The organism is Nocardia sp. XZ_19_385, assembly GCF_015355755.1.
Taxonomy (GTDB): domain Bacteria; phylum Actinomycetota; class Actinomycetes; order Mycobacteriales; family Mycobacteriaceae; genus Nocardia.
The window spans coordinates 1-650 of sequence record NZ_JACVEE010000019.1; the positions used below are offsets into that span (position 1 = coordinate 1).

General features: G+C 43.1%; 2 protein-coding genes. Both read left to right on the top strand.

Features of this window, described 5'->3' with window-relative positions; all coding sequences use genetic code 11:
* The coding region (locus IBX22_RS37175; RefSeq protein WP_228540228.1) for a hypothetical protein at nt 1–328 on the top strand (328 nt) is incomplete at its 5' end.
* Between the two features lie 54 nt (nt 329–382).
* Nucleotides 383–650: DUF3383 domain-containing protein (locus IBX22_RS37180; RefSeq protein ID WP_228540229.1), on the top strand; the 268-nt coding region annotated here is incomplete at its 3' end.

The following is a 650-nucleotide window of genomic DNA, read 5'->3' on the forward strand; positions in this document are numbered from 1 at the left end:
CTTGTCATATGTGTATAATGAGTATTTCCCAGACTACTCTGCATTTGCTTATTCGTCTTCATCCTCTATTGCTCGTATCAAGGTTCCTTTGAACCAACAATACTACGAGATCCGTGCCCGTGTCCAGTTAAATTTCAACGTTTCATTTATGGAAAGCGATACTGGAATTTATGAGGATCTTAAGGCAGTTGAGATGAACGTCACAGCAACTGACGACAGGCATACAGTCCTTGATAATTTCAAGGTTAATGTTGACCTAGAGAAGGATGCAAGCAAATTTAAGAATAAGATTTCTAACTCGGTTATTGATAAGCCACCTTATCAGTGATCACACCGTTGGCACTAGGGTGCCTTTCAATAATCGCCTGAAAGAGGAAATGAGATGGCTTACGAAGATAAGGTAGTTGATGTCACGGTAACACTTGGCACTCAACCTATTAGCCGTGTGGGATTTGAAACCCCATTGTTTATTGCAATGCATGACAACTTTGCAGAACGTTCACGTTCTTACAGCTCAACAGCTGAGTTAGAGTTGGACGGATTCGCAGTTGGTTCTCCAGCATACCAGTTTGCCACCTTGGCATTCTCTGGTGCATTCGCCCCGAGCCGTGTTACGATTGGTCGAACTTCACTGGAAGCAACTGTTGTAG